We start from the raw sequence: 12,021 nt of genomic DNA on the forward strand, positions 1-12,021 counted from the left end.
CGATGGGTTTGTTCGGCCTGCATTACAAGCTCGAACGCAAGACGATGAGTCTTGCCATCGGCATCATCATTGCCGCTAGCATCGGCGGCCTCATCGAGATCGTGCCGCTGTTCACGATCCATCAGACGGTGGAAGATGCACCAGATATGCGCGTCTATACGCCGCTCGAAATCGCCGGCCGCAACATCTACATCCGCGAGGGCTGCTACGCCTGTCATTCGCAGATGATCCGCACATTGCGTGATGAGGTCGAGCGTTACGGGCCATATTCGCTCGCGGTCGAATCCAAATACGATCATCCGATGCTGTGGGGCTCTAAGCGCACCGGACCGGATATAGCGCGTCTCGGCGGCAAATATTCCGACGAATGGCACGTCAGGCATTTGATCAATCCGCGCGACGTGGTGCCGGAATCGGTGATGCCGCCTTATGCCTATCTCACGCGGGCGAAGGTGCGGATCGACGATCTCGGCCTGCATCTGGCCGCGCTGCGCAAGGTCGGCGTGCCCTATACGGATGAGATGATCGCCAACGCGTCGAACGATGCCTATGGCCAGACAACGCCGGATACGCCTTTCGCGGAAGGCGTCACCAAACGCTATGGCGAGGCGACCAATGTGCGCGCCTTCGATGGCCAGTCCGGCGAGCCCACCGAGATGGATGCGCTGGTCGCTTACTTGCAGATCTTGGGCAAGCTGACTGATGCGACCCACAAGGCCAAAACGGCTGCGGCGGGAGAGTGACGATGGAGCACGAGGCCACTGTCTGGTTCGCGAAGTCCTTCGGGCTGTTCTATCTGATCGCCATGTCTGTTGGCGTAGTGGTCTATGCCTATTGGCCGAAGAACAAAAAGTCGTTCGACTCTGCGGCGCAGTCGATCCTCGATCCTTCCGTTGAGGACAAGCCATACGAGGCGAAGCGATGGCAGTAGAGGAACGCGATCCCGTCTCCGGCTATCTCACCACCGGCCACGAGTGGAACGGCATCAAGGAATTGAACACGCCGGTGCCGCGTGCGGTGATCTTCTTTCTGTGGGCCACGTTTCTGTATTCGGTTGTGTACTGGATCCTGATGCCGGCCTGGCCGCTGGGCGTAACCTATACCAAGGGCCTGCTCGGGATCGACCAGCGCAACATCGTGGCCGAACAGATCAAGGACGCGGCCTCGGACCGCGCCAGGTGGAGCAAGCTGATCGAGGCCGAAAGCTTCGAAGCTATCCAGGCCGATCCGAAATTGATGAAGATCGTGAAGCAGACCGGCGCGACGTTGTTCGGCGATAATTGCGCGGCCTGTCATGGCCGCACCGCCGAGGGCGGCAACGGCTTTCCAACGCTGGTGTCGCAGGCCTTCCTGTGGGGCGGCACGCCCGATGCGATCGCCGAGACGATCCGCGTTGGCATCAATTCGCCGCACAAGGACTCGCGGACCTCGCAGATGCCGGCCTTCGGCCGTGACGGGATGTTGAAGCGCGAGCAGATCGACGATGTCGTCGACTATGTCCGCAGCCTGTCGAATCCCGCGGTGGCCAAGGCGATCGCGCCCGCGAAGCTCGCCAGCGGCAAGGCGGTGTTCACCGACAATTGCGTCGCCTGCCACGGCGAGAACGCGACCGGCAATATCGAACTCGGTGCGCCGAACCTGCGTGACAATTTCTGGATCTATAGCGGTGACGCCCAATCGGTCTTCACGACTGTCTGGGGTGGCCGGCAAGGTCACATGCCGAGCTGGGATTCCCGGCTGTCGGCGCTCGATCGCAAAATCCTCGCGCTCTATCTCGTCAACCTCAGGGCTGCCGGGCCGTGAATGTAGCAGCGATGAAGCACGTCAACGCGAAGGTCTGGGTCTGGATGGCGATTGCTGCCGGTCTGCTGTTGGTGCTGATGGCCAATGCGCACATGGTCTATGTGGCGTTCTCGTCGCAGCCCGACTGTATCGATCACGTCAAGCGCGATGCCAGTGTCGCGGAAGCCGGCAAATTCAGTGCGGCGTCCTCGTCATGCACACCGCGTCATTGAGATTGCGAGGTCGAAGATGACTCTTCCAGCCGTTGCTCCTCCGCTACCACCCTCGGTGTCGTGGAATCGCCATGTCGCGCCATCCGTCGCCTTTGACTGGCTCAAAGCCGGCTGGCGCGACCTGACAATTATCCCGTCGGTGAGCCTCAGCTATGGCGTGCTGGTTTTTGCGGTCTCGGTCGTCCTGGTCGGCGGGTTGTTCGCCTTCGGCTGGGACTACATCCTGTTTCCGGCCTTTGCCGGCTTCATGGTGGTCGGGCCGGTGCTCGCCATAGGACTCTATGAGAAGAGTCGCCGGATCGCCGCCCATGAGCGGGTGTCGCTGCTGCAGATGATCCTTGTCCGGCCAAAGTCGGGCGGGCAGCTGCTGTTCGCGGGCCTCCTGTTGTGCTCGCTGATGCTGGTCTGGATCCGCGCCGCGGTGATCATCTACGCGCTGTTTTTCGGCATGAACCCGTTTCCCGGCCTCGATGGCGTCGCTTCCATGCTGTTCACCACACCCATCGGGTGGGCGATGCTGATCGCCGGCACCGCGGTCGGCGGCATCTTTGCGGCATTCTCCTTCGCGATCAGCGTGTTCGCCATTCCCATGCTGCTCAACGAGCGCGTCGATGCGCTCACCGCCATGGGCACCAGCATGGGGATGGTCTGGGCCAATCTGCCGGTCATGCTGACCTGGGCGGGAATCGCGCTGGCTTTGTTCTTGATCAATGTCATGACCGGCCTGCTCGGTATGATCGTCGTGTTTCCCGTGCTCGGCCACGGGACATGGCACGCCTATGTGGCGATGAAGCCTGGTGTCGAGGTGACTGGCTAAAGCATGATCCGGAAAAGCGGGAACCGGTTTTCCGAAAGGATCATGCGCGAAGTGAGAAACGAGGTCTCCGATGAGTTGCTGTGGCTCAGGAGCAGAATTGGCTGTTCTGGCGGCGCCGGATCCGCGCGAAGTGTTGTTGGTCAGCCGGACCATTGCCGGCGGTTTGAGGCAGACCGATCTCTCGGTGCCGGACGTTCACTGCGGCGCATGTATCCGCACGGTCGAACAAGCGCTTGGCGCGCTTGACGGCGTGACATGGGCGCGGGTGAATCTCTCGACCAAGCGCGTCACCATCAAATGGCGCGCCGATGTCGCACCGCCGCCTTTCATCGAAACGCTGCGCAATGTCGGCTATGAAGCGCATCTGTTCGAAGTCGATGGCGATGCCACGGATACGATGCTGTCGGAACTGATCCGTGCGCTCGCGGTGTCGGGCTTTGCGGCGAGCAATATCATGCTGCTGTCGGTGTCGGTGTGGTCCGGTGCCGAGCCCGCGACACGCGATCTGTTCCACGGTATCTCTGCGCTGATCGCGCTGCCGACGCTGATCTATTCCGGCCGGGTATTCTTTCGCTCGGCCTGGCAGGCACTGCGTCACGGTCGCACCAATATGGATGTGCCAATCTCGCTCGGCGTGTTGCTGGCCTTCGGCATGAGCCTGTACGAGACCGCGATCCATGGGCCGCATGCCTATTTCGATGCGTCGGTGTCGCTGCTGTTCTTCCTGCTGATTGGCCGCACGCTCGATCACATGATGCGTGAGCGCGCACGCGTTGCAGTCAAGGGGCTCGCGCGTCTGGCGGCGCGGGGCGCGTTGGTTCTGCAGAGTGACGGTGCGCAGATCTATCTGCCGGTCGGTGAAATCACTGTGGGTATGACCATCATGCTCGCTGCCGGCGAGCGCGTGCCGGTCGATTCGCAGGTCACCAAAGGTTTGTCCGAGCTCGATGTTTCGCTGGTCACCGGCGAGAGCGTGCCGCAGCCGGCACTGCCGGGGTCGATACTGCGCGCCGGCACATTGAATCTGACGGGACCGCTGACGATTACTGCGATGGCCTCTGCCAACGAGTCGTTCCTCGCCGAGATGCTGCGGATGATGGAAGCCGCGGAGCAGGGCCGTTCGGTCTATCGCCGCATCGCCGATCGTGCGGCCGGGCTCTATGCGCCGGTGGTGCATCTGACCGCGGCCATCACGCTGGCGGGCTGGATGTTTGTCGAAGGCGACTGGCACCATGCCATCACCATTGCGGTCGCAGTGCTGATCATCACCTGTCCCTGCGCACTTGGTCTTGCCGTGCCGATGGTGCAGGTCGTCGCCGCGCGGCGGCTGTTTGAGAGCGGCATCATGATCAAGGACGGCGGCGCGCTGGAGCGCCTCGCCGAGGTCGATACTGTGGTGTTCGACAAGACGGGCACACTGACGCTCGGCAATCCCCGCGTCGTCAATTCCGACAACGTCGATCCTGCGACCCTGGCACTGGCCGGCGCGATCGCCGCGCACTCACGTCATCCCTATTCGCGTGCACTCGCTGCTGCCGTTTTAACAACGACGACTCCGATTGCGCTCGATGATGTCTCCGAACATCCGGGCTGCGGCATGGAAGCGCGTCTCGGCGGCAGCGTGCTGCGCCTCGGGCGGCCGGAATGGGCTCTCACCGATACCAGCAGTATGGATCTCGATGGCTCTTCCGTCGTGTTGTCGCGCGATGGACAATGCGTGGCGGATTTCCGCTTCGAGGACCGGTTGCGTGCGGGTGCGGCTGAAACGGTCGGCGACCTGAAGCGCGACGGACTGGCTGTCGAGGTTGTCTCGGGCGATCGCGAGACGCCTGTGCGCACGCTTGCGAGCGGCATGGGCGTGCCGTATTTCGCCGGCGTACTGCCGGGCGGCAAGGCAGCGCATGTGGTGGAGCTGGCGGCTTCAGGCAAGAAGGTGCTGATGGTTGGCGACGGTCTCAATGACACGCCGGCGCTGATGGCCGCGCATGCGTCGATGGCGCCGGCATCGGCCGCCGACGTCGGGCGCAACGCCGCAGATCTCGTCTTCCTGCGCGAGGATCTGTCGGCCGTGTCTCAGGCAATCGCGGTCTCGCGCGAGGCAGGGCATCTCGTGCGGCAGAATCTCGCGCTGGCAGTCGGCTACAATCTCATTGCGGTGCCGATCGCGATCATGGGCCATGTCACGCCGCTGGTTGCGGCGATCGCGATGTCCGGTTCGTCCATCGTGGTTGTCGCCAATGCGCTGCGGCTGCGTGGCCGCGGCAAGTCCGACAAGTCTCAGGACGCGAGCGCATCAACGCCGCGAATGGCGGTCAGAATGGAGCCGGCGGAATGACAGACTATTTCTATCTGATTCCGATCGCCATCGGGCTTGGCCTGTGCGGCCTCGCGGCGTTCCTGTGGTCGCTGAAATCAGGCCAGTATGACGATCTGCAGGGCGCCGCCGAACGCATCCTGCATCAGGATGATGTGCCACTGTCGCATTAGCGAAGTAGATGCCGGTTCGCGTCAGGGAAACGAGTCAAAACAAAAAGAAAGAGCCCCGGTTCTGCTCAGAACCGGGGCTCTTTCTTTAGCGGCAGTGTTGCTTACGGCTGGATCGCCGAGGCGTCGCGGCTGGCGAACTGCCGGTTGATCGAGATCGCAAGCAGGGTCACGACCGCGCCCGACAGCAGATACACGCCCGACGAGGACAGGCCGAAGCGGCTCGACATCACCAGCGCCACGAATGGTGCGAAGCCGGCGCCGAACAGCCAGGCAAGGTCGGTGGTGAGCGCCGAACCGGTGTAGCGGAAGCGCTTCGAGAAGCTCGATGCGACCGAGCCCGAAGATTGACCGAGCGACAGGCCGAGCAGGATGAAGCCGGTCACCATGAAGGCGAGTTCGCCGACGATGCCGCCGTCCAGCATCTGCGGTGCGAAGCCGCTGAACACGGCGATGGCAATCGCCGAACCGGTCAGCAGCGTGCGGCGGCCGACCTTGTCGGCGACATAGCCTGACACGATCATGGCGATGATGCCGAACACGGCGCCGATACATTCGACGATCAGGAAGCGGCCGGGTGCTTCGCGGGTGAACAGGAACACCCATGAGAGCGGGAATACTGTGACCATGTGGAACAGTGCGAAGCTCGCCAGCGGTGCGAAGGCGCCGATAACAACGGTGCGGCCCTGCTGGGCGATCGTCTCGGTGATCGAAGACGGCTCGAGTTCGCGGGCTTCGAAGAGTTCGGTGTAGCCCGGCGTCACCACCATGCGCAGGCGCGCGAACAGGGCGACGACATTGATGGCGAAAGCAACGAAGAACGGATAGCGCCAGCCCCAGTCGAGAAAGTCGTCAGCGGACAGCGTGTCGACGAAGAAGGCGAACAGCGCGCTCGCCACCAGAAGGCCGATCGGGGCGCCGAGCTGCGGGATCATGGCGTACCAGCCCTTCTTGCCTTCCGGCGCATTCAGCGCCAGCAGCGAAGCAAGACCGTCCCAGGTGCCGCCCCAGGAAATGCCCTGGCCGATACGTGCAGCAGCCAGCAGCCAGGCCGATGCGACGCCGATGGATTCGTGACCGGGCAGGAAGGCGATGGCGACGGTGGCAACGCCGAGCAGGAACAGCGCGATGGTCAGCTTGGCGCCTTTGCCCTGGCTGCGATCGATGGCCGTGAAGATCATCGTGCCAATCGGGCGGGCGATGAATGCCAGCGAAAAGATCGCAAAGGAATAGAGAGTGCCGGTCAGAGGATCGAGATGGGGGAAGACGAGCTTCGGAAACACCAGCACCGAAGCGATCGCATAGACGAAGAAGTCAAAGAACTCGGAGGTCCGGCCGATGATGACGCCAATGGCGATCTCGCCCGGGTTAACCGCTCCGTGGTCATCCGCGTGCAGAAGGCGTGCGTCCCGTTCGATCGTCGATGACGTCTGCGCCATTTTTTCTATCCGTCGGTGGTGTGTTGAAGGTCATGCAATCGACGCCAAAGGGCGACGCGAGGTTGACGATTTGTCGCGAACCGCGTCTTCGGGCCATTGGACAAATTGTCCAATGTTGCCCTGCAGCAAATGCGCCTAACCGTGCGCGCGAACGAACATTATCGAATGGGTAACACCTTGAGCCGCCTACGGATACTCCTTTTGCTGCCCTTGGTTGCCTTGCTGGGCGGATGCAATTTCGTCGTCATGAATCCTGCGGGTGACATCGCAGTGCAGCAACGCGATCTCGTGGTCATTTCCACGGTCCTGATGCTGCTGATCATCGTGCCGGTGATGGCCCTGATCGTGTTTTTCGCCTGGAAATACCGGCAGTCGAATGCTGACGCGAAATACGAGCCGGACTGGGATCACTCGACCCATCTCGAGCTGGTCATCTGGTCGATGCCCCTCCTCATCATCATCTGTCTCGGCGCCGTGACCTGGTCCAGCACGCATCTGCTCGACCCGTATCGTCGGCTCGACCGGATTGCACCCGGGAACGCTGCGAGCCTTCTTGAACCGCTGCAGGTCGAAGTCGTCGCGCTCGACTGGAAGTGGCTGTTCTTCTACCCGGAATACGGCATTGCTACGGTCAATGAGCTGGCTGCGCCTGTGGATCGTCCAGTGCGCTTCAAGATCACTGCCTCGTCGGTGATGAACTCCTTCTATATCCCCGCGCTCGCCGGCCAGATCTATGCGATGCCCGGCATGGAAACCAAGCTGCACGCGGTCATCAATAAGGCCGGCGTTTATGACGGCTTCTCGGCCAACTATAGCGGCGCCGGCTTCTCCGGCATGCGCTTCAAGTTCCATGGCGTCGACCAGGCCGGCTTCGATGCCTGGATCGCCAAGGTTAAGGCGAGCAGCGAGACGCTGAGCCGCGAGGCCTATCTGGATCTCGAAAAGCCCAGCGAGAATGTGCCGGTTCGTCTCTATAAGGAAGTCGCGCCTGACCTCTACAAGGCGATCCTCAACATGTGCGCCCAGCCCGGCAAGATGTGCATGAGCGAGATGATGGCGATGGATGCGAAGGGTGGCCTCGGCCTCGCCAGCGCCCGCAACATTCTGCCGCTGAAATACAATATCTCGATGCTCGACGGCACAAGCTCGACGAAGAACTACGTCGCCAGCGTCTGTACCCTTGCCGAGGCCGCACGCGAAGCAGCCGATCACCGCTCGACGACGACTCCACTCGACCCGACACCGGTCACCGGTGCCGGTCTCGCGCGCCCGGGTGCCGCCCCCGCGCCGTTCAATTTCACGCCTGCGCCGCCGCCTGCCGAGCGGCGCGCTTCCAACACCTGATCGGGTCGATCTAAATGTCTGATACAGCCGCACTGGCAAATACCGGGCTTGCGAAGTTCATCTTCGGCCGCTTGACGCTTGAGTCGTTTCCATATCATGAGCCGATTCTGGTCGCGACTTTCGCGATGGTCGCGCTCGGCGGCATCGTGCTGCTCGGCGCGCTGACCTATTTCAAGCTGTGGGGCTATCTCTGGAAGGAGTGGTTCACCAGCGTGGACCACAAGAAGATCGGCATCATGTATATGGTGCTGGGCATCGTCATGCTGCTGCGCGGTTTCGCCGACGCGATCATGATGCGCGCCCAGCAAGCCATGGCCTTCAACGGCTCCGAAGGTTTCTTGCCCGCCCATCACTACGATCAGGTGTTCACGGCGCATGGCGTGATCATGATCTTCTTCGTCGCGATGCCGCTGGTCACCGGCCTGATGAACTACATCGTGCCGCTGCAGATCGGTGCGCGCGACGTGTCGTTCCCGTTCCTGAACAATTTCAGCTTCTGGATGACCACCGGTGGCGCCATCCTTGTCATGATGTCGCTGTTCGTCGGTGAGTTCGCCAAGACCGGCTGGCTGGCTTATCCGCCGCTATCGAACATCGGCTACAGTCCGGATGTCGGCGTCGACTACTATATCTGGGCGCTGCAGGTGGCCGGCGTTGGCACGACGCTGTCGGGCATCAACCTGATTGCGACCATCGTGAAGATGCGTGCGCCGGGCATGACCATGATGAAGATGCCGATCTTCACCTGGACCTCGCTCTGCACCAACGTCCTGATCGTCGCGTCCTTCCCGATCCTGACCGCCGTGCTCGCGCTGCTCTCGCTGGATCGTTACGTCGGGACCAACTTCTTCACGAACGATCTCGGCGGCAACCCGATGATGTATGTGAACCTGATCTGGATCTGGGGCCATCCGGAGGTTTACATCCTGATCCTGCCGCTGTTCGGCGTGTTCTCGGAAGTGACCTCGACCTTCTCGGGCAAGAAGCTGTTTGGCTACACCTCGATGGTCTACGCCACGCTGGTCATCACGATCTTGTCCTATCTGGTCTGGTTGCATCACTTCTTCACCATGGGCTCGGGCGCCAGCGTGAATTCCTTCTTCGGCATCACGACGATGATCATCTCGATCCCGACGGGCGCGAAGATATTCAACTGGCTGTTCACAATGTATCGCGGCCGCATCCGGTTCGAACTGCCGATGATGTGGACGATTGCCTTCATGCTGACCTTCGTGATCGGCGGCATGACCGGCGTTCTGCTCGCAGTACCGCCGGCCGACTTCGTCCTGCATAACAGCCTGTTCCTGATCGCTCACTTCCACAACGTGATCATCGGTGGCGTGGTGTTCGGCATCTTCGCTGCCATCAACTTCTGGTTCCCGAAGGCCTTCGGCTTCAAGCTCGATCAGTTCTGGGGCAAAGTCTCGTTCTGGGGCTGGGTCCTCGGCTTTTACTTCGCCTTCATGCCGCTCTATGTGCTTGGTCTGATGGGCGTCACCCGCCGCCTGCGCACCTTCGACGATCCGTCGCTGCAGATCTGGTTCGTCATCGCCGCCTTCGGTGCGGTTCTGATCGCGATCGGCATCGGTGCTTTCCTCGTCCAGATCGTCGTCAGCATCTGGAATCGCAAGAAGCTGCGCGATACCACGGGCGATCCCTGGAACGGGCGCACGCTGGAATGGGCAACGTCGTCGCCGCCGCCGGATTACAACTTCGCTTTCACCCCGGTCATTCACGACAATGACTCGTGGTGGGACATGAAGCGCCGCGGTTATACGCGCCCGCTGGAGGGCTTCAGGCCGATCCATATGCCGAAGAACACCGGCACCGGCGTGATCCTCTCGATCCTGGCCACGGCGATGGGCTTCGCCCTGATCTGGTACATGTGGTGGCTCGCGGCCCTGAGCTTCGTTGCCATCGTCGGCGTCGCGATCTTCCATACCTTCAACTACAACCGTGACTTCCACATTCCGTTGGAGGACGTCATCCGTACCGAAGGCGAGCGTACGAAACTTCTCGCAGTGCAGGCCGCGTCATGAACGTACCGACCCAAACAATAAACGGCACTGAAGTGCCGGTCTTCTACGTCGTCGATGAACACGATCATCCGGCCGGTTCCAGCACCATGCTGGGCTTCTGGCTCTACCTGATGAGCGATTGCCTCATCTTCGCGATGCTGTTTGCTACCTTCGGCGTGCTCGGCGGTAGCTATGCCGCGGGGCCGGGGCCGAAGGATCTGTTTGACCTCAAGCTTGTCGCGCTCAATACCGCGATGCTGCTGTTCTCGTCGATCACCTACGGCTTTGCGATGCTGGAGATGATGAAGGGCAGAGTGAAGTCGACCCAAATGTGGCTCGGCATCACCGGCCTGTTCGGTCTGGCCTTCCTGTGCATCGAACTCTATGAGTTCCATCACATGATCCACGAAGGTGCTGGCCCCTGGCGGAGCGCCTTCCTGTCGTCGTTCTTCACGCTGGTCGGCACCCACGGTCTGCACGTCACCTTCGGCATCATCTGGCTGGTCACGCTGATGGTGCAGGTCGCCCGTTTCGGCCTGATCGAGGCGAACCAGCGGCGGTTGATGTGCCTGAGCATGTTCTGGCATTTCCTCGACGTCGTCTGGATCGGCGTCTTCACCTTTGTTTATCTGCTGGGAGTGCTGCGATGAGCGCCGATGCACATGCCGCGCACGGACATGGTCACGATGACCACGGCCACGATGACGGCCGCGACCATGGTTCGTTCAAGTCGTATATGACTGGCTTCGTCCTCTCGGTCATCCTTACCGCCATTCCATTCTGGCTGGTGATGACGGGCGCGATCGAGAACAAGAACTGGACCATCGCGATCGTCGTTGCGTTCGCTGTGGTGCAGATCGTGGTTCACATGGTCTACTTCCTGCACATGAACACGACGTCGGATGCCGGCTGGACCATGATGGCGCTGATCTTCACGATCATCATCGTCGTGATTGCGCTGAGCGGTTCGCTCTGGGTGATGTACCACCTCAACGTCAACATGATGCCGGTTCACGACATGAGGAATATGCCCTGATGGCCACGGCGCGCGCCAACGACGGGATCGTCGTAGGCCGCCCGGCCAGACAGGAGTCGTCTGAATCGAAAACGGAATCCGGGCGGTCGCCACGTAGCGCGACAACCCTCACGGTGCTGGGCCTGCTGGCACTGCTCGGTATCGCGGGATTGACCGCCCTGGGCATCTGGCAGGTCGAACGCCGCGCCTGGAAACTGGATCTGATCGCACGTGTCGATCAGCGCAGCCACGCCGCGCCCGAAGCTGCACCCGGGCCTGCGGCGTGGCCTGCGATCAATCGCAATGACGATGAATATCGTCGCGTCAGCGTCACCGGCCGGTTCGTGCCGGGCGCCGATACTCCGGTGCAGGCTGTCTCGGATCTCGGCGCCGGTTTCTGGGTGCTGACGCCGCTGCGCGCCGAGGCCGGATACACTGTGCTGGTGAACCGGGGTTTCATCAGCGCGGATGAGCGCAAAGCCGGCGCATTCGCGGCGCCTGCGACGCCGGTGTCGGTGATGGGCCTGTTGCGCATCACCGAGCCGAAAGGCGGGTTCCTGCGCTCCAATGATCCTGCCGCCCAGCGCTGGTATTCCCGCGACGTCGAGGCGATTGCCGCCAGCCAGAAGCTCGGCGCTGTCGCACCCTATTTCATCGATGCCAATGCCGCGCTGGACGCGCCGGGGCAGCCCCATGGTGGCCTGACCGTGATCGCCTTCCCGAACAACCACGTGGTCTATGCCATCAGCTGGTTCGGCCTCGGTTTGATGCTGGCCGGCGGTGCCCTGTTCGTCGCTCGCGACGAGTGGCGGATTCGGAAAAAATCACTACCTCGCGTAAGACGTCTTGGATGATGCGCCGGTCCGATTGAGGCTGGCCGATCAAGCTG

13 protein-coding genes are annotated in these 12,021 nt (G+C 61.6%); 12 read left to right on the forward strand and 1 reads right to left on the reverse strand.

The genetic code is table 11. The annotated features are described in order from the left end of the window. Positions 1-2 precede the first annotated feature (2 nt). From ccoO to ccoS, 7 genes are all read left to right on the forward strand, one after another. A complete protein-coding gene (gene ccoO / locus AB7951_RS28840; protein WP_199711982.1) occupies positions 3-743 on the forward strand; it encodes a cytochrome-c oxidase, cbb3-type subunit II in 741 nt (246 codons plus the stop codon). Between the two features lie 2 nt (positions 744-745). Beyond that, entirely contained in the window at positions 746-931 is a 186-nt protein-coding gene (locus tag AB7951_RS28845) for a cbb3-type cytochrome oxidase subunit 3 (protein ID WP_374725588.1), read from the forward strand. Continuing rightward, on the forward strand, positions 922-1,803 hold the full coding sequence (gene ccoP / locus AB7951_RS28850; protein WP_120287580.1) for a cytochrome-c oxidase, cbb3-type subunit III: 882 nt from the start codon (positions 922-924) through the stop codon (positions 1,801-1,803). Before AB7951_RS28845 ends, ccoP begins: the two co-directional genes overlap by 10 nt. Positions 1,804-1,814: 11 nt before the next feature. Next, on the forward strand, positions 1,815-2,015 hold the full coding sequence (locus AB7951_RS28855; RefSeq protein ID WP_120287579.1) for a hypothetical protein: 201 nt from the start codon (positions 1,815-1,817) through the stop codon (positions 2,013-2,015). Between the two features lie 16 nt (positions 2,016-2,031). Continuing rightward, positions 2,032-2,832 carry a DUF2189 domain-containing protein gene (locus AB7951_RS28860; protein ID WP_089263377.1) on the forward strand — a complete coding sequence of 267 codons (801 nt, stop codon included), beginning with the start codon at positions 2,032-2,034 and terminating at the stop codon, positions 2,830-2,832. A gap of 70 nt (positions 2,833-2,902) precedes the next feature. Next, entirely contained in the window at positions 2,903-5,167 is a 2,265-nt protein-coding gene (locus AB7951_RS28865) for a cation-translocating P-type ATPase (RefSeq protein WP_120287578.1), read from the forward strand. After that, positions 5,164-5,319 carry a cbb3-type cytochrome oxidase assembly protein CcoS gene (gene ccoS, locus AB7951_RS28870; protein ID WP_089263381.1) on the forward strand — a complete coding sequence of 52 codons (156 nt, stop codon included), beginning with the start codon at positions 5,164-5,166 and terminating at the stop codon, positions 5,317-5,319. Before AB7951_RS28865 ends, ccoS begins: the two co-directional genes overlap by 4 nt. Positions 5,320-5,420: 101 nt before the next feature. On the opposite strand, the gene AB7951_RS28875 is transcribed toward ccoS, so the two are convergent. Further along, positions 5,421-6,755, reverse strand: coding sequence for an MFS transporter (locus AB7951_RS28875; RefSeq protein WP_120287577.1), 1,335 nt, complete (start codon positions 6,753-6,755; stop codon positions 5,421-5,423). A gap of 177 nt (positions 6,756-6,932) precedes the next feature. Between AB7951_RS28875 and cyoA the strand changes: the two genes are divergently transcribed. From cyoA to AB7951_RS28900, 5 genes are read left to right on the forward strand one after another with little or no spacing between them, the layout of a single operon-like run. Beyond that, on the forward strand, positions 6,933-8,099 hold the full coding sequence (gene cyoA, locus AB7951_RS28880; RefSeq protein ID WP_244628684.1) for a ubiquinol oxidase subunit II: 1,167 nt from the start codon (positions 6,933-6,935) through the stop codon (positions 8,097-8,099). Between the two features lie 14 nt (positions 8,100-8,113). Beyond that, the gene (gene cyoB / locus AB7951_RS28885) at positions 8,114-10,138 is read left to right on the forward strand and encodes a cytochrome o ubiquinol oxidase subunit I (protein WP_120287575.1); all 2,025 of its coding nucleotides are present in this window, start codon (positions 8,114-8,116) and stop codon (positions 10,136-10,138) included. Further along, positions 10,135-10,767, forward strand: a complete 633-nt coding sequence (gene cyoC, locus AB7951_RS28890; RefSeq protein WP_089263389.1) for a cytochrome o ubiquinol oxidase subunit III — start codon at positions 10,135-10,137, stop codon at positions 10,765-10,767. The genes cyoB and cyoC overlap by 4 nt, the downstream gene beginning before the upstream one ends. Further along, a complete protein-coding gene (cyoD, locus tag AB7951_RS28895) occupies positions 10,764-11,153 on the forward strand; it encodes a cytochrome o ubiquinol oxidase subunit IV (RefSeq protein WP_093757703.1) in 390 nt (129 codons plus the stop codon). The genes cyoC and cyoD overlap by 4 nt, the downstream gene beginning before the upstream one ends. Continuing rightward, entirely contained in the window at positions 11,153-11,986 is an 834-nt protein-coding gene (locus tag AB7951_RS28900; protein WP_120287574.1) for an SURF1 family protein, read from the forward strand. The genes cyoD and AB7951_RS28900 overlap by 1 nt, the downstream gene beginning before the upstream one ends. Positions 11,987-12,021 lie beyond the last annotated feature (35 nt).

The sequence above is a fragment of the Tardiphaga sp. 285_C5_N1_2 genome, assembly GCF_052076065.1.
In the GTDB taxonomy this organism is placed as follows: Bacteria; Pseudomonadota; Alphaproteobacteria; order Rhizobiales; family Xanthobacteraceae; genus Tardiphaga; species Tardiphaga robiniae.

What these genes read in the sequence shown, in the direction of transcription:
- ccoO (WP_199711982.1), top strand. Translation starts at nt 3, where the DNA reads ATGGGTTTGTTCGGCCTGCATTACAAGCTCGAACGCAAGACGATGAGT.
- AB7951_RS28845 (WP_374725588.1), top strand. Translation starts at nt 746, where the DNA reads ATGGAGCACGAGGCCACTGTCTGGTTCGCGAAGTCCTTCGGGCTGTTC.
- ccoP (WP_120287580.1), top strand. Translation starts at nt 922, where the DNA reads ATGGCAGTAGAGGAACGCGATCCCGTCTCCGGCTATCTCACCACCGGC.
- AB7951_RS28855 (WP_120287579.1), top strand. Translation starts at nt 1,815, where the DNA reads ATGAAGCACGTCAACGCGAAGGTCTGGGTCTGGATGGCGATTGCTGCC.
- AB7951_RS28860 (WP_089263377.1), top strand. Translation starts at nt 2,032, where the DNA reads ATGACTCTTCCAGCCGTTGCTCCTCCGCTACCACCCTCGGTGTCGTGG.
- AB7951_RS28865 (WP_120287578.1), top strand. Translation starts at nt 2,903, where the DNA reads ATGAGTTGCTGTGGCTCAGGAGCAGAATTGGCTGTTCTGGCGGCGCCG.
- ccoS (WP_089263381.1), top strand. Translation starts at nt 5,164, where the DNA reads ATGACAGACTATTTCTATCTGATTCCGATCGCCATCGGGCTTGGCCTG.
- AB7951_RS28875 (WP_120287577.1), bottom strand. Translation starts at nt 6,755, where the DNA reads ATGGCGCAGACGTCATCGACGATCGAACGGGACGCACGCCTTCTGCAC.
- cyoB (WP_120287575.1), top strand. Translation starts at nt 8,114, where the DNA reads ATGTCTGATACAGCCGCACTGGCAAATACCGGGCTTGCGAAGTTCATC.
- cyoC (WP_089263389.1), top strand. Translation starts at nt 10,135, where the DNA reads ATGAACGTACCGACCCAAACAATAAACGGCACTGAAGTGCCGGTCTTC.
- cyoD (WP_093757703.1), top strand. Translation starts at nt 10,764, where the DNA reads ATGAGCGCCGATGCACATGCCGCGCACGGACATGGTCACGATGACCAC.
- AB7951_RS28900 (WP_120287574.1), top strand. Translation starts at nt 11,153, where the DNA reads ATGGCCACGGCGCGCGCCAACGACGGGATCGTCGTAGGCCGCCCGGCC.